A 16,797-nucleotide genomic window follows, 5' to 3' on the forward strand; every position below is an offset into this window, starting at 1 on the left:
AGCCGCTGGCCCTCCTCGTCGGAGAGCCGCCTGACTCTCACCCGTTCAGCCATGCCCACCAGCATCGGCTTCACCGGCAACGTTTGTGGTCACGGCACTAGGTGTAGCGACCCAGCACGTTGCTGACGGTCGGTCCGGCGTGGCGGCTTGATCGAGAGCGCTGGCGGGCGGGTGGCCGGCCGCGCGGATCGCCGACGTCGCGCTGATCGGGGTCCCGGACCCGGCTGCGCGAGGAACGGGCGGCGGGTGGCCTGGGCTCCGGCCCGGCCGAATCGGTCGTAGGGTCGGCCACGTGCCCGATCTGGATCCCGAGGAGTTCCGCAGGCTCGGCCACCGGTTCGTCGACTGGGTGGCCGACTATCGAGCCGGTCTGGATGCGCTGCCGGTGGGCGCCACGGTCGAGCCCGGCTGGGTGCGCGGGCAGCTCGCCGCGGACCTTCCCGAACGTCCCCGGCCGCTGGAGGAGTTGCTCGCCGAGGTCGACCGGGTCGTCGTCCCGGCCAGCGCGCATTGGCAGCATCCGGGGTTCTTCGGCTACTTCCCCGCCAACGCCTCGCTGACCTCGCTGCTCGGCGACCTGCTCTCCGGCGGCCTGGGCGCCCAGGGGATGCTCTGGTCGACCTCGCCGGCGTGCACCGAGGTCGAGCAGGTGCTGCTCGACGGGCTCGCCGCCGCCCTCGGGCTGGGCAAGGAGTTCACCTTCGACGGCGGCGGGGGCGGCTCGATCCAGGATTCCGCCTCGTCGGCGGTGCTGGTGGCGCTGCTGGCGGCGCTGCACCGCACGTCCGACGGCGCCTGGCGGGAGACCGGCACCGACGGACTCGAACGCGTCTACCTCACGGCCGAGACGCATTCGTCACTGGCCAAGGCGGCCCGGGTGGCCGGGTTGGGGGCGGGGGCGGTGCGTGTCGTCGAGCCCTGCGCCGGGTCGCTGGCGATGTCACCCGATGCGCTCGCCGCCGCGATGGCCGCCGACGTCGCCGCGGGACTGCGCCCCGTGCTCGTCTGCCCGACCATCGGCACCACCGGCACCGGTGCCGTCGACCCGGTGCGCGAGATCGCGCAGGTCGCCCGGGAGCACGGGGCCTGGGTGCACGTCGATGCCGCATGGGCCGGGGTGGCGGCGCTCTGCCCCGAGTTCCGGCACCTGCTCGACGGCGTCGAGCTCGTCGACTCGTTCTGCACCGACGCGCACAAGTGGCTGCTCACCGCGTTCGATGCCTCGATGCTGTGGGTGCGCGACGGCGTCGCGCTGCCGGCCGCGCTGTCGATCACCCCGGAGTACCTGCGCAACGCCGCGAGCGAGTCCGGCGAGGTCGTCGACTACCGCGACTGGCAGGTCCCGCTCGGCCGCCGGTTCCGCGCGCTCAAGCTGTGGACGGTGCTCCACGGCCTGGGGCTGCAGGGCCTGCGGGCGCATCTTCGCGGGCACGTCGCGCTGGCCTCCGAGCTGGCGTCATGGGTCCGTGCCGACCCGCGGTTCACCCTCGCGGTGCCGCCGTCGCTGGCCCTGGTGTGCCTGCGCGTCGTCGGCCGCGACGGCACCCCCGACGACAGCGCCGATGATCGAGCCACCCGCGCCGTGCTGGAACGGGTCAACGCCGCCGGGTCCGCGCTGCTCACCCACACCGTCGTCGACGGGCGGTACGTCATCCGGGTGGCGATCGGGTCGGTGGCGACCCGGCGCCGGCATGTCGAGGCCCTGTGGACCGCGCTGTGCGAGGCCGCGGACGCGGTGCGCTGACCGGCTGGAGAGGATCGGGCCCGGCTCGGCTCGATCAGCCGGCCAGCAGCGTGCGGGTGAGGTCCTTCCACTGGGCGACCATGGGGTCGCGCCGCACGTCCCGCGGGTCGAACGCGTAGGTCAACGCGGTGCCGCGCATGCTGGTCAGCAGCAGGTCACGCAGCTGACGGAACCGCGGATGGGAGACGAGCGGCTCGCCGAACATGCGACCGACCGAGGCCTTGATGACCGCCCCGAGTCGCCGCTCCTCGGGCCGCAGCACCTCGGCGATCTCCGCATTCGCCCTGGCCGCGGTCCACAGCTCGATGGCGGCCCAGAAATGCGGCTCGTGAAAGGACTCCCAGAGCAGCTCGACGACCCGGTCGGCGCGGTCCCACCCCTCGATGCCGGTACCGACGATGCTCAGCACCCGGTCCTCGGTGTCGCGCACCCGTTTGACCGCCAGATGCTGCGCGGCCGCGACGAGCAGCCGGTCCCGGGACGGGAAGTGGTGCAGCAGGCGACCACGGGAGACCTCCGCGGCGGCCTGGATGGTCAGCGTCGTGGCCGCGGCGTAGCCGCCGTCGACGAGACAGGCGACGGCGGCGTCCAGGATCCGGGCGCGGCTGTCCTCGCTGCGCTGCGCCCGGGTCTTCGTCGTCGCGCCACCCGGCCCCGGCGCGCCGGCCGGCTTCGGTGCGCCGGCCGGCTTCGGTGCGCCGGTCACAGCCCGAGCGAACGGCCGATGACTTCCTTCATGATCTCGGTCGTGCCGCCGTAGATACGGGTGATCCGCGCGTCGGCGTAGGCCTTCGCGATCGGGTACTCGGTCATGTACCCGTACCCACCGTGCAGCTGCAGGCACCGGTCCAGCACCCGGCCCTGAAGCTCGGTGCACCACCACTTCGCCTTGCTCGCGTCCACCGCGGTCAGCTCGCCCGCGTTCAACGCACGCACGCAGTCGTCGATGTAGTGCTGGGCGATGTCGACCTCGGTGGCGATCTCGGCCAGCACGAACCTCGAGTTTTGGAACGACCCGATCGGCTGCCCGAACGCCTTGCGCTCCTTGACATAGGCCAGGGTCTGCGCCAGCGCGGTCTGCGCCGCGGCCACGGCGGCGATCGCGATCGAGAGTCGCTCCTGGGGCAGGTTGGTCACCAGCTGGGTGAAGCCCTCCCCCTCGCCCGGCCCGAGCAGGTTGGCCACCGGCACCCGGACATCGGTGAACGACAGCTCCGCGGTGTCCTGCGCGTGCTGGCCGAGCTTGTCGAGGTTGCGGCCGCGTTCGAAACCCGGCATCCCGCGTTCGATCACGAGCAGCGACATCCCCTTGTGCCGCTGGGTGGGATCCGTCTTGACGGCGGTGATCACCAGATCGGAGTTGATGCCGTTGGTGATGAACGTCTTGGCCCCGTTGACCACGTAGTGGTCACCGTCGCGGATCGCGGTGGTGGACATCGAGGCCAGGTCCGAGCCGATTCCCGGCTCGGTCATCGCGATCGCCGTGATCAGCTCACCGGAGGCGATACCCGGCAGCCAGCGCCGCTTCTGCTCGTCGGTGCAGTAGGCCATGAAGTAGGGCAAGCAGATGTCGTTGTGCAGGCTCAGACCGAGCCCCGCGGCGGCGACGCCGCAGCGCATGACCTCCTCGGCGATCACCGCGTTGAAGCGGAAGTCGCGAACCCCGCCCCCGCCGAAGGCCTCGGGGATCTCCATGCCCAGGAACCCGGCCTTGCCCGCGGTCGCGAACAGCTCCCGCGGCACGATGCCGGCCCGCTCCCACTCCTCATGGTGCGGGACGACCTCGACGGCCAGGAACTTCCGGAACGACTCGCGGAACGCCTCGTGCTCGTCCTCGTACAGCCTGCGCTTCATCGTCGGCTCCGTCGCGGAATCTGCGTCATCGAGGGCCCATCCGGATCGCGCCGTCGAGCCGGATGACCTCGCCGTTGAGCATCGGGTTGGCGACGATATGCGCCGCCAGCGCGCCGAACTCGGCCGGGTTGCCGAGCCGGGACGGGTGCGGCACCTGTTTGCCGAGCGAGGTCCTGGCGTCCTCGGGCAGCGAGGCCAACAGCGGGGTGTCGAACAGGCCCGGCGCGATCGTGACCACCCGGATCAGCGCCCCGGCCAGGTCGCGGGCGATCGGCAGGGTCATCCCGACCACGCCGCCCTTCGACGCCGAGTACGCCGCCTGTCCGATCTGGCCGTCGAACGCCGCCACCGAGGCGGTGTTGACGATGACGCCGCGTTCGCCCTCGATCGGGTCGGCCCGCGCGATGCGCTCGGCCGCCAGCCGGATCACGTTGAACGTGCCGATCAGGTTGATGTTGACGATCTTCGTGAAGTCCGCGAGCGGAAACGGGCCGTGCTTGCCCAGGGTCTTGATCGCATTGCCGGTCCCGGCGCAGTTCACCGCGACCCGCAGTGTGCCGAGCTCCGCGGCCAGGTCCAGCGCCGCCGTCACGTCGGCCTCGTCGGTGACGTCGCCGGGCGCGAACCGGACCTTCTCGCCCAGCTTCTCCGCGACCTGCCCGCCCGCCGACCCCGGAAGGTCCAGGATGACGACGCTCGCGCCGGCGTCCAGCAACTTCTCGGTGCTCGCCAGACCGAGCCCGGAGGCCCCACCCGTGACCAACGCGACGGACCCGTTGATGTCCATGGTGGTGTCTCCTCAGTGGACGAGCTCGAAGATGGTGGCGTTCGCCTGGCCCCCACCCTCGCACATGGTCTGCAGGCCGTAGCGGATGCCGTTGTCGCGCATGTGGTGGATCAGCGTGGTGGCCAGCCGTGCCCCCGAGCCACCCAGTGGATGCCCGATGGCGATCGCCCCGCCGTTCGGGTTGAGCGCCTTCGCATCGGCACCGATGTCGGCCAGCCAGGCCAGCGGCACCGGCGCGAACGCCTCGTTGACCTCGAACGCCCCGATCTCCTCCAGCTTCAGCCCCGAGCGGGTCAGGGCCTTCTGGGTGGCCGGGATCGGCGCGGTCAGCATGATGATCGGGTCCGCCGCCGCCAGCACCGCGGTGTGGACCCGCGCGATCGGCCGCAGCCCCAGCCGCGCCGCCATCTCGCTGGTGGTCATCAGCAGTGCGGCCGACCCGTCGGAGATCTGCGAGGAGTTCCCGGCCGTGATCGTTCCGCCCTCGGGCTTGAACACCGTCTTCAACGCGGCCAGCGACTCCAGCGTTCCGCCGCGCCGGATGCCCTCGTCCTTGCTGACCACGGTGCCGTCGGGCAGCGTGACCGGCACGATCTGCGCGTCGAACCGACCCTCGTCCTGCGCGACGGCGGCCTTCTCATGGCTGGCGAGGGAGAACTCGTCGAGCTGCGTGCGGGACAGGCCCCACCGCTCGACCACCATCTCCGCGCCCGGGCCCTGGTTCGGGAACACGCCGTCGTAACGGGCCAGGAAACCCTCCCCGACCGGGAGCTTCCCGGCCAGGGACGACCCCATCGGGACCCGCGACATCGACTCGACGCCTCCGGCCACGACCACGTCGTACTGCCCGGCGACCAGGCCGGCCGCGGCGAAGTGCACCGACTGCTGCGAGGAGCCGCACTGCCGGTCCACCGTCACCCCGGGCACGGTCTCCGGCCAGCCCGCGGTCAGCACCGCGGTCCGACCGATGTCGAAGGTCTGCTCCCCGGACTGCGTGACACATCCCCAGATCACGTCGTCGACCACCGCCGGGTCGATCCCCGACCGCTGGGCCAGCGCGTCGAGCACCAGCGCCGACAAGTCGGCCGGATGCACCCCCGACAGCCCGCCGTTGCGCTTCCCCACCGGGGTCCGCACCGCTTCCACGATCACTGCATCTCGCATGTCCGGCTCCTCGTCCGTCGCTGACCCGTCGAAACGACGCGCACCGGTATCTGCCGGCGACTCCGCGCCGGTGGCGACCGTAGCAGCAAAACAGTCAGTGCTGACCGTCTTGCGGTTGTGGTGTGGGCCGCAGGCTCGACCCGGCGAGCCCCCGGCGCGGTGGCGGCCCGCCCCCCTCCGCGGCCAACGCCTCCAGCACCGGCAGCGCCGCGGCGAGCACGGCCAGGCCGCGGGCGTCGAGATGGCCGATCCGGTCGGCGAGCAATCCGGTCCGGCGGCGCCGCAGCGCGCCGAGCAGGCTCGAGCCCGCCGCGCTCAGCGTGATCCGGATGGCGCGATGGTCGTCCGGGTCCGGGGTGCGCCGCACGAGCTGACGCTCGTCCAGGCACTCGACGATCCGCGACATCGTGGGCGCACTGATCCCGAGGCGTTCGGCGAGCGCTCCCACCCGCAGCGGGCCGTCGGACTCGAGGACCGCGAGCGTCGTCAGCCGGGTCGGGGTCAGGCCGGCCTGCGCGTCCTGGGTCCGCAGCTGATGCCCCAACCGGCTCAGGGCGATCCGCAGCCGTCCGGCGAGCTCGGCCGCCTCCGGGTGTCCCGGCCGTCCCGCCGCTGCGCCGTCCACGGCCCTGTCCTACCGTGCCGCCGCGACCGGGCCGCGCCGACGACCGGTCGCGGCGCGCGGGTCGTCGATCCTCCCGTGCCGCCGGTCGTCGGCGAACAGCGACGCCACCGCGGCGATGGCGCACGCGACGACGGCGAACAGGAACGCCGTGGCGAGACCGTCGGAGAACGGGCCCGAGATCAACTCAGGGAAGAAGCTCCGCCCGGTGAGATAGGCCGCCTGGTCGGCGGGCAGCCCGCCGAGCGTACCGCCGAGCAGTTGCTGGATCGGGTTGTACCCGAGGAACGCCGCGAAGAGCACTCCGACCGGCGGGAGCTGCGCGATCGCGTGCGCGTCGGCCACGGGTACTCCATGCTGGACCAGGCCGTCGGCCAGCACGACGGGCAGGTGCTGGGACAGCCCGGCGATCATCAGGCTGAAGAAGATCCCGATGGACAGCACCATGGCGGTGTTCTGGAAGGTGGCGGTCATCCCGGCGCCCGCCCCCCGCGCCCGCGCGGGCAGGCTGTTCATGATCTGCGCCCGGTTCGGCGACGCGAACAGTCCCATCCCGATGCCGTTGACCAGCAGGATCGTCGCGAAGGTCCAGTAGTCGAAGTCGACGGGCAGCGCCTGCAGCAGCAGGAACGTCACGGCCGCGACGACCATGCCGCCGGTGGTGTACCAGCGGGCGCCGCCGCGGTCGGACAACAGGCCGGACAGCGGCGCCGCGACGAGGAACCCGAGGGTCAGCGGCAGCATGTAGATGCCGACCCACAGGGGTGTCTGCTCGAAGCTGTAGCCGTGGCGGGGCAGCCAGATCCCCTGCAGCCAGATGATCAGGATGAACATGAGGCCGCCCCGGCCGAGCGAGGCCAGCAGGTTCGCGACGTTGCCCAGCGTGAAGCTGCGGATCCGGAACAACGACAGCGTGAACAGCGGATCCGGCGCCCGGACCTCGATCACGGCGAACAGCCCGAGCACCGCGACCCCGCCGATGAGCAGGGTCAGCACCATCGGGCTGGTCCAGCCCATGACGTGCCCCCCGTACGGCTGGATCCCGTAGGTGATCCCGACGAGCACCGCGATCAGCCCGGCGGCGAAGGTGAGGTTGCCCCACCAGTCCATCCGGGCCGGTGTGCGCTCACCGGTGTCGCGCAGCTTCAGATAGGCCCAGACGGTGCCGAACACCCCGATCGGCGCGGACACCAGGAACACCAGGTGCCAGTTCACCGGGGCGAGCACTCCCCCGACGACCAGGCCGAGGAACGAGCCCGTGATCGCCGCCACCGAGTTGATGCCAAGGGCCAGGCCGCGTTGGTGCAGCGGAAAGGCGTCGGTGAGGATCGCGTTGGAGTTGGCCATCAGGAACGCACCGCCGATGCCCTGCACGATTCGCCAGCCGATCAGCCACAGCGCCGCGACGTCGCCGCGCTGCCAGGTGACGGCCAGCAGGACCGAGGACACCGCGAAGATCGCGAAGCCGAGGTTGTACATGCGGACGCGGCCGTACATGTCGCCGAGTCGCCCGAACCCGACCACCAGGACCCCGGTGACGACCAGGAAGCCCATGATCATCCACAGCAGGTAACCGGTGTTCGCGGGTTCGAGGGGGTTGATGTCGATGCCGCGGAAGATGTCGGGCAGCGCGATGAGCACGATCGAGGAGTTGACCGTGGCCATCAGCATGCCGAGCGTCGTGTTGGACAGTGCGACCCACTTGTAGCGCGAGCCGAGATCGAGAGCGGGCACGAGCGACCCCATCAGTTCTCGCCAGACAATTTAGTTGACACAAGCTAAACAGTCTGCCCGCGCCGAGGCGACGAAGCTCGTCCGGTTTGCGAGTGAGCTAGACCACGCCTGTGAGTGCGTAACGGTGTGGGAACACTGTTACGCACTCACAGGCGTGGTCTACGTCTTCCGAGTGAAAGGACCGGTTTGATCGGATTATCGGCTAACGGCGTCCACGGCGAGGTCGGATGAATGATCGACATCTCACATCCGTAACCCCGAAAGGACCTCATGAGTATCTCCGCCACGGCCCAGCTCCGCCGGGCGGCGCGGCTCGCCGCCGGCCATGCCCTGCGGTTCGGAACGGCACCCGCACGCTGGCTTGCGCGCGCAGTGATCCGGATGCATCCGGGGCTCGAGCCGCGCATGGCAGACTGGGCCTGGCTGTGGCAGCCGGGTTGGGGACGCCGCTGTCACGAACGGCTCTACCGCCGCCCGGATCCCTACGGCATCGCCGAGAGCGCCTATGAACAGGACAAATACGACCTGATCATGCAGACGCTGGACGACACCCACTACTCAAGGACGCTGGAGGTCGGCTGCGGCGAGGGCCAGCTCACCGAACTACTGACGAAACTCACCGACGAACTCGTCGCGGTCGACATCTCCGCGGCGGCGATCGAGCGGACCCGGGGACGTCTCGAGGGCGATCCCCGGGTCGTCGCGCAGCGGCGCACGCTGCCGCTGGACATGCCGCCGGGCACGTTCGACCTGATCATCTGCTCCGACGTCCTCTACTACTGGGAGCCGACCACGCTGAGGCTCGGGCTCGGCCGACTCCTGGACCGGCTGCGACCCGGTGGCCGGATCCTGTTCCTGCACTACCGAGGCAACTTCGGGCAGGCGAATTGCGCGGACGCGGTGCATGAACTCGCCCGCGAGTTCGCCAACGGCCGTGGATTCGGACATCCGGTCTCCCGGACGGTGCACGGTGTGGGCCCCGGCGGCCTCGGGCTCCGGCTGGACCTGCTGGCGCGCGCCTGACCCACCGGCGCGGGGCCGTGGCCTCGTGGGTTGCTCAGAACACCTCGACCCGACGGACGTCCACATTGCGAAACGTCGGCTCCCCGTCGCAGAGCTGCGCCAACTTCTCCGCGAACCGGTTGGTCACCGGATGCTTCGAGTTCGCCATCGCCGAGTCGCGGTCGGGAAACGCGACCATCTGCAGGAAGCGGCCGGGCTCGCCACGGTCGACGGTCTGAACGACCCAGCGCGCCGTCCGGTCCGGGCCGATCGCCTCGGCCCACCCCCGCTCGACCTCCTCGAGTTCCTGGATGCGACTCGTGCTGAACTCGATGACCTGCACGAACGCGCCGGGCTTCAGCTCCAGCACCGGCGCCTCGGTCAGCGCCGCACGCAACCCGGTGCGCAGCTCCTCGTTGTCCGTGTGCCCGTGCACCTCCACCGCGTGCGCGACGGCGGTGCGCAGCACCTCCTCCTCCTCGCCGGTGATCGTCAGCGTGCAGTTGGACTCGCTGGGCATGGTCCGGCAGTCCATCGTCTTTCTGGCCATCACGTCCTCCTGACAGGGTCTTGGACGGGCGACGACGTCCCTCGGCCGGCTCGGCACCGGTGCGCGGCCTCGCGTCGGCCAATTACCGATGAGGGGTTCTCAGCCAACTCCGCCCGATCGAAACTGTCCATACGTGGTTCGGGACCCGTCCCGACCACCGGAAGCCACCCATTAAGGCGATACGGATATTCCTCGACGATCCACCGCTTGCCTGGCCGGGCTCGCCGGGCCACCATCACGTGATAGTCGACACGCTGGCTGCGACGGCGCTTCCGGCGGAAGGGCGACAGAACGGACAGACGGGAGACAACCGGTCAATGTTCACGGCCTCCTACATTCCACCCAACGCCCGTTCGATCTTTCGGATGTCCGTTATCGGCGCAGGTATCGCGGCATTGTTGGGACTCGCGGCGCTGATCCCGCTCGGACATGGCCTGGGCGCGTTGTTCGGCATTCTCGGACTCGCCCTCGGCGTCGGGAACTCCTGGATGATCCTGCGCTCCACGGCGCGATATGCCGACAGCGGCCGCGCCGCCAAGAGCCGCCTCGCGACGAGCACCCTGAGCCGCCTGGCCATCGCCACCGTCATCGCCCTCCTGTTCGCCGCGCTGCTGCGCCCTGAGGGTCTCGGCGTCCTCGTCGGCCTCGCGATGTACCAGCCGATCGCCGTCGTCGCGGCCGCCGTCCCGATGATCAAGGAGCTGCGCCGCTCGTGAGTACCGCCGGCCCGCTCGCCGCCGGGGGCGGCGAGGTCAAGATCGGTGAACACTGGACCGCCCACCCGTTCGGCTTCACGCTCAACCTGGACACGATCGTCGGCACGCTGGTCGCGGGCGCGATCGTGGTCGGGCTCGGCCTGTGGGTGGCCCACGGCGCCAGCGTCGGCAAACCGACCAAGCTCCAGATCGCCCTCGAGGTCACGAAGGAGCAGATCGAACAGCAGGTCGAAGACAATCTCGGGATCCGGACCGCGCCCTGGGTCGTCCCCTTTGCCTTCACGATCGCGCTGCTGATCCTGCTGTCCAACCTGCTGGCCATTCTGCCCAGCGAGGAGTGGCTCCCTCCGCCGACGGCGGACGTGAACCTCACCTTCGCGCTCTCGATCGTCGTCATGCTTGCGGTGTGGTTCACCGCGATAAAGCGACATCCGGTGCGATTCTTCGCACACTTCAAGAACCCGATGGCGATCATCGAGGAGCTGACCAAGCCGATCTCATTATCCCTGCGGCTCTTCGGCAACGTGCTGTCCGGCGTCATCATGATCCAGCTGATCATCCTGTTGTTCCCGATCTGGCTGTTCTGGGTGCCGTTCACCGCCTGGAAGCTCTTCGACATCTTCATCGCCGTTCTACAGGCGGTGATCTTCACGATTTTGACGATCATCTATTTCGGACAAGCGCTCGGCGGGGAATCCGACGCGCACTGACCCCGAGGGGAACGAACATGTCGCAGGTCCTCGCAGCGGCGGCGGATATCAACACCGCGGTCACCACGGCCGGCGCCTACATCGGCGGTGGCCTTGCGCTGGCCGGTGGAGCCATCGGCGCGGCTGTCGGTGACGGCCTGGCCGGTGGTCAGGTCATCGCCGGGGTGGCCCGGCAGCCGGAGGCCCGTGGGCGCCTCTTCGGCATCTTCCTGCTGGTCGTCGGCCTGGTCGAGGCGATGTACTTCATCAACCTGGCCTTCATGGCGATGTTCGTCTTCGTCCTGGGCTGAGCCGAACCACCGAGCCGGGAGATCACATGAGTGTGCTGGCCCAAGAACAGGGGGGCGGGAGCAACTTCCTGCTGCCCAACATGACCATCGTCGTCGAGGTGCTGGCGTTCCTGCTCATCCTCTACATCCTCCGGCGCTGGGTCTGGCCACCGCTGTCCAAGGCGATGAACGACCGGCAGGCGATGGTGCGCAAGCAGGCGGCCGACAGCGCGGAGGCGAGCCGCAAGCTCCGCGAGGCCGAGAAACACTTCGCCGCGGCGCTCGCGGATGCCCGCCGCGAGGCCACGGCGATCCGCGACGAGGCCCGGGCGGACGCGAAACGGATCCGCGAGGAGATGCGGATCGCCGCGGATGCCGAGGTCGAACGGATCCGCCGGCGTGGCGAGGAACAACTCGCCCGGCAGCAGGAGCAGGTGACACGCCAGCTCCGCTCGGAGATCGGTGGGCTGGCCGTGCAGCTCGCCGAACGCATCGTCGGTCAGTCGCTCGCCGATGACGGCATGCGCCGGGCGACGATCGACCGGTTCCTGGCCGAGTTGGACCGGGTTCCGGCCCACCCGCGCAGAACGGGCGCCCCCGGCGGGGTCAGCGGTGCGGGGGCAAGCTGATGGTCGCCCATCTCCATCCGGCCAGCCGGGAGTCGCTCCGGGCGGCGACGGACCGGCTCGACGACGTCATCGACACCTCGTCGGTCACCGACCTCGAACGTCTGGGCGCCGAGCTGTTCTCGGTGCTTCGGCTGCTCGAACACCAACCGCGACTGCGGCGACACCTCGGGGACGCCTCGGCCCCGGCCGAGGCGCGCACCTTGCTGGTCGACCGGCTGCTCATGGACAAGGTCGGCAGGCTGACCCTCGATGTCATGTCCGACCTCGCGGCGGCCCGCTGGTCACAACCCGGTGACCTGCTGGAGGCGCTGGAGACACTGGCCCGGCGGGCGACGCTGGGGGTGGCGGAGCGCAACGGCAGCCTCGAGGAGGTCGAGGACCAGCTGTTCCGCATCGGCCGCATCCTGAACCGGGAGCAGGAGCTGAGCAGGCTGCTCGGCGACCGCAGCACCGCGGACGACCGGCGCGCCGAACTGCTGCGCGGCCTCCTCGCGGGCAGGACCTCACCGGTGACGCTGGCGCTGATGGAGCAGAGTGTGCGGTCCCCGCGCGGAGCGGGCCTCGACCTGACGACCGAGGAGCTGTGCGAGCTGGCCGCCGCGCGCCGCGACCGCTACGTCGCCCACGTCCGCACCCCGATCCGGCTGACCGTCGAACAGGAGTGGCGGCTGACCGAGTCGTTGAGCCGGCTGTACGGCCGCCCGATCTCGCTGCAGATCGAGTTGGACGAGGAGCTGCTCGGCGGTCTCGTCATCCGGATCGGCGGCGAGGTCATCGACGGCAGCGTGGCGAGCAAACTCGGCGTCGCGCGCCGCAACCTGCCCCACTGAGCGCTGCGACGTCCCGGTGCGACGTCCCGGTGCGCCCGGGCTCAGTCGCCCGGTAGATCGGCGCCGCACCGCTGACAGCGGGTGGGCGGGTCCTCATCGGCCAGCCCACCGCATTCGGGACAGACCCGGTTCATCCAGCAGGCCGGGTCGCCGACCTCGTCATCGGGCTCGTAGGCGCGGCTCATCCACCGAGACTACGTCCGCGAGCGGCCGGCGACACACCCGCTCAGGACGGCGCACCGGCGATGCCGGTGGCCGCGGCCGGGTCGACGGCCTGGTGCCAGTGGCCGGCCGGGTTGTCGATCACGAGCGGTCCGAGGTTGCAGGGGCCGAGGCAGCCGGTGGGGGTGACCTGGGTCGTGGTGCCGCGGGTGGCCTCGGCCAGCGCGCGGTGGGTGGCGCCCGCTCCGTAGGCGGTGCAGCGGGGGCCGCGGCAGACCAGCAGGTGGCGCTGCGGGATCTGCAGGATCGACCAGGCCGGGCTGCGGAAACCGGACGGCGCCGCGGTGACCGGGGTGCCGTCGGTGCCGCCCAGCCCGGCGAGGATCTCGGCGAGCGCGGGCAGCGAGCTGAGCGCGGTGCCGACGCGGATGTCCAGGTCGTGGCGGCGGGTCTCGCGCCAGTTCGCGACGGCGCGCCCGATCCAGGTGGTCAGGTAGCGGTCCTCGGGGATCGCCAGCCCGACGATCATGGCTGCGTGGCGGCCGTCCGCGGCGATCTCGTCCAGGGCGCTGTGGATCGAGGGTTCGGCCTGGTCGAGGTGTCCGATGCGGACCGGGTGGGCGGTGTGGTCGGCGACCGCGGCGGCCAGTGCGCTCAGCGACCGGGCATCGACGCCCGCGGGGGTGGGGCGGGCGACCAGCAGCAGCGCTCGATCATCCGGCGGCGGCATAGCGGGGTTGACCTCCAGGAGTCAGACGTCCGGTTGTCATGGTGGCGATGCGGTCGGCGTAGCCGGCGAGGCGCTGCTGGTCGTGGCTGACGACGAGCAGCGCGGCGCCGTCGTCGGCGACGGCACGGAGCAGGGTGGTGATCTCGGCCGCGGCGGCGACGTCGAGGCTGGCCGTGGGTTCGTCGGCGATCAGCAGGGCGGGGCGGGCCACGATCGCGCGCGCGATCGCGACGCGCTGGGCCTGGCCGACCGACAGGCTGGCGGGCAGGCGGTCGACGTCGATCTCGGTGAGCCCGACGCGGTCGAGCGCCTGGCGGGCCAGCTCGCGGCGTCGCGCGCGGGGGTGGCGCTCGCCGCGGGCCAGCAGGGGTTCGGTCAGGGTGCGCCACAGCGCCCAGCGCCGGTCCAGGCTGGCCACCGGGTCCTGGAAGATCGGCATGACGAAACCGGCCCGCAGGGTGCGCCGCCCGGACCAGGCGTCCCGGCCGTCCAGGTGGACGGTTCCGGTGTCGGGCCGTTCCATGCCGCCGACGATGCGGGCCAGCGTCGACTTGCCCGACCCGGAGCGGCCGACCACACCGACGACCTCGCCCGCGGTCAGGGTGAGCGACACGTCGTCCAGCGCGGTCACGGCGCCCGGCCCGCGGCCGTAGCGGCGGGAGACGCCGCGGACCTGCGCGACCACCGGCCCGGACCGGTCGGAGGGGATGACGCGCCGCGGCGGCGGGGTCGCGGCGGCCACCAGCCGCCGGGTCTCTGCGGCCGTCGGGGTGTGCAGCACCGTCGCGGCCGGACCCCGTTCCACCACCCGCCCCTCGGCCAGCACGAGCACGGATTCGGCGTGCCGGGCCACGAGGGCCAGGTCGTGGCTGATCAGCAGGAGCGCACCACAGCACCGCCGCAGCAGGTCCAGCGCTTCGTCGGCGAGCTCGGTGTCCAGCGCGCTGGTCGGTTCGTCGGCGAGGGTGAGCACCGGGGTGTGCGCCGTGCCCGCGACGAGGGTGGCACGCTGCAGCATCCCGCCCGACCACTGGTGGGGGTGATGGCGGGCGCGCCGCGCGGCGTCGGCGATGCCCACGGCGCCCAGCGCGGCGCCGATCGCCCCGGTGGGTGGGGTGCGGCCGTGCGCGGTCCAGGCCTCGGCGACGTGATGCCCGACGGTCCGCAGCGGGTCGCAGGCGGCGAACGGGTCCTGCGGCACGTACCCGACGAGCAGCCCCCGCAGCCGTCGCAGGGTGTGTTCGGGGGCGCCGAGCACCTCGCGGCCGTCGACGCGGATGCTGCCGGTGGTCCTGGTGCCCGCGGGTAGCAGCCCGAGGATCGCGCGAACCAGGGTCGTCTTACCGCTGCCCGAGCGTCCGACCAGGGCGCAGCGCTCGCCTCCGCGCACCGTGAGCGCGACGTCGGTGAGCGCACGGTGCCCGTTGGGATAGGTGACGGTGAGGTCCTGCACGACGAGCGGGGTCACGACTGCCCGCCCGGGTCGGTGACGTCCCGCAGCGCGTCGCTGATCAGTGTCGCCGCGGCGACCGAGAGCACCAGCCCCAGTCCCGGGCCGAGCAACTGCCAGGGCGCGTAGGCGAAGGTCTCGCGGCCGGTCGAGAGCATCGTCCCCCATTCGGCGGTCGGGGGCTGCGCACCGAGCCCGAGGAAGGAGAGCCCACCCAGCGCCAGCACCGCCTCGCCGAGTCCGAGGGTGGCCGCGACGACGACCTGGTTCGCCACGCCGGGGACGACGTGCCCGAGGATCCGGCGCACCGGACCGACCCCGGCCATGCGGGCGGCCAGCACGTCGGGTCGTTGCATGCTGCCCTGTGCGACGCTGCGGGCGAGCCGGGCCAGCCCGGCCCAGCTGGTCGCAGACATGGCCAGCACCAGGTTCCAGAACCCCGGCCCGAGGACCCCGACCACGGCCAGGGTCAGCACCAGCGACGGCAGCCCGAGCAGCACATCGGTCGCCCGGGTGAGTACGGTGTCGACGAGGCCGCCGACGGCGCCCGCGAGCGTCCCGACCAGCAGTCCGATGACACCCGCGAGCGCCATGACCAGCAGCGCCGCGCCCAGCGAGGCCTGCGCCCCGGCCAGAGTGCGTGCCAGCAGGTCGCGGCCGGCCTGGTCGGTGCCCAGCCAGTGCGCGGCGCTGGGCGCCGCGAGCTGGTCGGTGTAGTCGGGCAGGTCCGGGTCGGCCGCCAGCAGTGGGCCTGCGACGGCGGCGAACGCGAGCACCGCGGCCAGCGCCAACCCCACCCGGGCGGCGGGTCGGCGCAGCAACGCTCTCCACACGGACCGGCCCACCGGCCCCGGCGCGGGCACCCCCGGCCGGCGCAGAATCCCGACCGCGCTCATGCCGCCCCCCGACCGGCGCGCAGCCGTGGGTCCAAGCCCGCGCACACCAGGTCCAGGACCAGGCTGGTGAGCACGTAGCCGACGACCGCGACCAGGGTGAACCCGACGACGACCGGCATGTCCCTGCCGTTGATCGCCTCGACGGTGTAGCGGCCGATCCCGGGCCAGGTGAACACGCTCTCCACGATCGGTGCCCCGCCGATCAACGCCGCCGCCCCCAGGCCGATCAGAGTCAAGAAGGGCGGGGCCGCGTTGGGTAACTGGTGCACGCCCAACAGCCGCCGGCGGCTCGCCCCGCGGGCCGCGCTGACCCGTAGATACGGCGCCGACCCGGCTTCCAGGAGGCTGGTGCGCAGCACCCGCGACCAGCTCGCGGCCGAGGCGAGCGCGAGAGTGAGAGCGGGCAGGAACACCGTCGCCCAGGTCCCGTCGGCGATCACCCGGCCCAACCCGGCCCGCACGACCAGGACGTCGAGAACGATCACCCCGAGCACGAAGCTGGGCACCACGAGCATCGCGAGAGACACCGCGCGGACCGCGACGTCGGGCCATCGGCCCGGTGCCGCGGCGGCGAGGGTGCCCAGCGCGAGCGCCAGCACCACCGCGAGCGCCATCGCGGCCCCGGTCAGGCGCAGCGTCGCCGGTAGCCGGGTGACGAACTCGTCGGTCACCGGTCGTCCGGTCCGCCAGGACACGCCCAGGTCGCCGGTGGCCGCACCGCTCGCCCAGCGGCCGAACCGGATCACGAGGGGGTCGTCGAGGCGCAGCTCGTCGCGCACGGCCGCGACCGCCGCCGGGCTGGGCTCGGTGACCCCGCGGGCCTCCAGGACCCGACGCGCGGGGTCACCCGGGGTGACGGCCAGCATCCCGAACACGAGCAGACCGGCGCCCAACAGCGTGCCGAGCGCCTGCCCGATCCGCCGCAGCACGGCGCTCATCCGGTCCGCC

The 16,797-nt window shown here is 71.6% G+C and carries 19 protein-coding genes; 7 read left to right on the forward strand and 12 right to left on the reverse strand.

What is annotated here, in order from left to right:
* Positions 1 to 301: 301 nt before the first annotated feature.
* Positions 302 to 1,744 (forward strand): aminotransferase class V-fold PLP-dependent enzyme, encoded by a 1,443-nt coding sequence (locus ACFQE5_RS03195; RefSeq protein WP_379583221.1) that lies wholly within the window; start codon positions 302 to 304, stop codon positions 1,742 to 1,744.
* 34 nt (positions 1,745 to 1,778) lie between these two features.
* Here the strand turns inward: ACFQE5_RS03195 and ACFQE5_RS03200 are convergent, their stop codons facing one another.
* From ACFQE5_RS03200 to ACFQE5_RS03225, 6 genes are all read right to left on the reverse strand, one after another.
* The gene (locus ACFQE5_RS03200) at positions 1,779 to 2,450 is read right to left on the reverse strand and encodes a TetR/AcrR family transcriptional regulator (RefSeq protein ID WP_379582567.1); all 672 of its coding nucleotides are present in this window, start codon (positions 2,448 to 2,450) and stop codon (positions 1,779 to 1,781) included.
* Complete coding sequence (locus tag ACFQE5_RS03205) at positions 2,447 to 3,598, reverse strand: acyl-CoA dehydrogenase family protein (protein ID WP_379582569.1); 1,152 nt, start codon at positions 3,596 to 3,598, stop codon at positions 2,447 to 2,449. Before ACFQE5_RS03205 ends, ACFQE5_RS03200 begins: the two co-directional genes overlap by 4 nt.
* 25 nt (positions 3,599 to 3,623) lie before the next feature.
* Positions 3,624 to 4,385, reverse strand: coding sequence for a 3-hydroxyacyl-CoA dehydrogenase (locus tag ACFQE5_RS03210; protein WP_379582572.1), 762 nt, complete (start codon positions 4,383 to 4,385; stop codon positions 3,624 to 3,626).
* Between the two features lie 12 nt (positions 4,386 to 4,397).
* Positions 4,398 to 5,549 (reverse strand): thiolase family protein, encoded by a 1,152-nt coding sequence (locus ACFQE5_RS03215; protein WP_379582574.1) that lies wholly within the window; start codon positions 5,547 to 5,549, stop codon positions 4,398 to 4,400.
* Between the two features lie 94 nt (positions 5,550 to 5,643).
* On the reverse strand, positions 5,644 to 6,174 hold the full coding sequence (locus ACFQE5_RS03220; protein ID WP_379582576.1) for a MarR family winged helix-turn-helix transcriptional regulator: 531 nt from the start codon (positions 6,172 to 6,174) through the stop codon (positions 5,644 to 5,646).
* A gap of 9 nt (positions 6,175 to 6,183) precedes the next feature.
* The gene (locus ACFQE5_RS03225) at positions 6,184 to 7,917 is read right to left on the reverse strand and encodes an MFS transporter (RefSeq protein ID WP_379582578.1); all 1,734 of its coding nucleotides are present in this window, start codon (positions 7,915 to 7,917) and stop codon (positions 6,184 to 6,186) included.
* 258 nt (positions 7,918 to 8,175) lie between these two features.
* Between ACFQE5_RS03225 and ACFQE5_RS03230 the strand changes: the two genes are divergently transcribed.
* A complete protein-coding gene (locus tag ACFQE5_RS03230) occupies positions 8,176 to 8,928 on the forward strand; it encodes a class I SAM-dependent DNA methyltransferase (protein ID WP_379582580.1) in 753 nt (250 codons plus the stop codon).
* Between the two features lie 34 nt (positions 8,929 to 8,962).
* Here the strand turns inward: ACFQE5_RS03230 and ACFQE5_RS03235 are convergent, their stop codons facing one another.
* Positions 8,963 to 9,457 carry a DUF1059 domain-containing protein gene (locus ACFQE5_RS03235; protein WP_379582582.1) on the reverse strand — a complete coding sequence of 165 codons (495 nt, stop codon included), beginning with the start codon at positions 9,455 to 9,457 and terminating at the stop codon, positions 8,963 to 8,965.
* Between the two features lie 365 nt (positions 9,458 to 9,822).
* Between ACFQE5_RS03235 and ACFQE5_RS03240 the strand changes: the two genes are divergently transcribed.
* The 5 genes from ACFQE5_RS03240 to ACFQE5_RS03260 are packed head-to-tail and all read left to right on the forward strand — an operon-like array spanning position 9,823 to position 12,611.
* The gene (locus ACFQE5_RS03240) at positions 9,823 to 10,173 is read left to right on the forward strand and encodes a hypothetical protein (protein ID WP_379582584.1); all 351 of its coding nucleotides are present in this window, start codon (positions 9,823 to 9,825) and stop codon (positions 10,171 to 10,173) included.
* Complete coding sequence (gene atpB, locus ACFQE5_RS03245; protein ID WP_379582586.1) at positions 10,170 to 10,883, forward strand: F0F1 ATP synthase subunit A; 714 nt, start codon at positions 10,170 to 10,172, stop codon at positions 10,881 to 10,883. The genes ACFQE5_RS03240 and atpB overlap by 4 nt, the downstream gene beginning before the upstream one ends.
* A 17-nt stretch (positions 10,884 to 10,900) precedes the next feature.
* The gene (gene atpE, locus ACFQE5_RS03250) at positions 10,901 to 11,173 is read left to right on the forward strand and encodes an ATP synthase F0 subunit C (protein WP_379582588.1); all 273 of its coding nucleotides are present in this window, start codon (positions 10,901 to 10,903) and stop codon (positions 11,171 to 11,173) included.
* Positions 11,174 to 11,199: 26 nt separating this feature from the next.
* The gene (locus ACFQE5_RS03255; protein ID WP_379582590.1) at positions 11,200 to 11,781 is read left to right on the forward strand and encodes a F0F1 ATP synthase subunit B; all 582 of its coding nucleotides are present in this window, start codon (positions 11,200 to 11,202) and stop codon (positions 11,779 to 11,781) included.
* On the forward strand, positions 11,781 to 12,611 hold the full coding sequence (locus ACFQE5_RS03260) for a F0F1 ATP synthase subunit delta (protein ID WP_379582592.1): 831 nt from the start codon (positions 11,781 to 11,783) through the stop codon (positions 12,609 to 12,611). Before ACFQE5_RS03255 ends, ACFQE5_RS03260 begins: the two co-directional genes overlap by 1 nt.
* A 41-nt stretch (positions 12,612 to 12,652) precedes the next feature.
* On the opposite strand, the gene ACFQE5_RS03265 is transcribed toward ACFQE5_RS03260, so the two are convergent.
* From ACFQE5_RS03265 to ACFQE5_RS03285, 5 genes are read right to left on the reverse strand one after another with little or no spacing between them, the layout of a single operon-like run.
* Positions 12,653 to 12,796 (reverse strand): hypothetical protein, encoded by a 144-nt coding sequence (locus tag ACFQE5_RS03265; protein WP_379582594.1) that lies wholly within the window; start codon positions 12,794 to 12,796, stop codon positions 12,653 to 12,655.
* A gap of 41 nt (positions 12,797 to 12,837) precedes the next feature.
* Positions 12,838 to 13,503 (reverse strand): (2Fe-2S) ferredoxin domain-containing protein, encoded by a 666-nt coding sequence (locus ACFQE5_RS03270; protein WP_379582596.1) that lies wholly within the window; start codon positions 13,501 to 13,503, stop codon positions 12,838 to 12,840.
* Positions 13,487 to 14,971: an ABC transporter ATP-binding protein gene (locus tag ACFQE5_RS03275; protein ID WP_379582598.1), complete on the reverse strand. Its 1,485-nt coding sequence runs from the start codon at positions 14,969 to 14,971 to the stop codon at positions 13,487 to 13,489. The genes ACFQE5_RS03270 and ACFQE5_RS03275 overlap by 17 nt, the downstream gene beginning before the upstream one ends.
* The gene (locus ACFQE5_RS03280; RefSeq protein WP_379582600.1) at positions 14,968 to 15,849 is read right to left on the reverse strand and encodes an ABC transporter permease; all 882 of its coding nucleotides are present in this window, start codon (positions 15,847 to 15,849) and stop codon (positions 14,968 to 14,970) included. The genes ACFQE5_RS03275 and ACFQE5_RS03280 overlap by 4 nt, the downstream gene beginning before the upstream one ends.
* Positions 15,846 to 16,787 (reverse strand): ABC transporter permease, encoded by a 942-nt coding sequence (locus tag ACFQE5_RS03285; protein ID WP_379582602.1) that lies wholly within the window; start codon positions 16,785 to 16,787, stop codon positions 15,846 to 15,848. Before ACFQE5_RS03285 ends, ACFQE5_RS03280 begins: the two co-directional genes overlap by 4 nt.
* Between the last annotated feature and the right edge of the window lie 10 nt (positions 16,788 to 16,797).

Source organism: Pseudonocardia hispaniensis (genome assembly GCF_042658695.1).
In the GTDB taxonomy this organism is placed as follows: Bacteria; Actinomycetota; Actinomycetes; order Mycobacteriales; family Pseudonocardiaceae; genus Pseudonocardia; species Pseudonocardia hispaniensis.